This is a genomic window from Stenotrophomonas sp. P5_B8, from assembly GCF_054049855.1.
Map to the genome: position 1 here is coordinate 1 of NZ_JBFULO010000820.1, position 725 is coordinate 725.

Below are 725 nucleotides of genomic sequence, written 5' to 3' on the forward strand. Positions count from 1 at the left end.
CTTCTGCACCTCATCGGTGGCCGTCTGGATCTGCTTCTTAAGGTCGGCAGTGACCTGGTTACCCTTCTCGATCTCGGACGAGGCGCTGTCGTACTTCTTCTGGAGGCCGGCAAAGCCGTCCTTCAGCTGCTTTTCGAGGCCTTCGCGGATCTCGTTGATGTTGTCCGGCATTAGTGCATTCCTTCAAAGATGGATTGGATGGAGTTGCCAAGCTGTTTCAGCTGTTCCACGGTCTCCGTGGCCACTGATCCACCGTCTCGGTGGATCGCGGGAAAGCCGAGTGAGGCGACGGCATTCGCCTCTTTCTGTGAGAGCCCCATGCGCTCGCGCAAGGCGCTCTCGAAACTGCGGATGTCCGACTTGACGTTGAGCACTTGGGCTTCGGGGTTCATGCCGAAGGGCACGACCGATGCCTCCCACAGCTCAGCCTTCCGGATGACGCGCACGCGGCGACCGCCTCGGTCTTCCATGGCGTCTTCGATCGTGTTGAACCCGACCGACATTTCATCGAGCGTGCCCTCCTTCATCAGCTCATACGCGTCTCGGGCGTAGCTGACGTTGAGGTTCACCTTTCCCTTGAGCAGCAGGCCGTTGTCGTCCTGCTTGAACTCGGCGTCGCCGATAAGACGCGTGAGGTTGTGATACAGGGCCAGGCGAAGGCGTCCCTTGCGAGTCGTCTTCACCTTCACGAAGGCACCCGGCAGGATGATGTCGCTGCCGAGGTC

General features: G+C 59.9%; 1 protein-coding gene. It reads right to left on the reverse strand.

Annotated features, from left to right (window positions below; all coding sequences use genetic code 11):
- Nucleotides 1-170: 170 nt before the first annotated feature.
- Nucleotides 171-725: HK97 family phage prohead protease (locus ACXJKH_RS21640; protein WP_457322468.1), on the reverse strand; the 555-nt coding region annotated here is incomplete at its 5' end.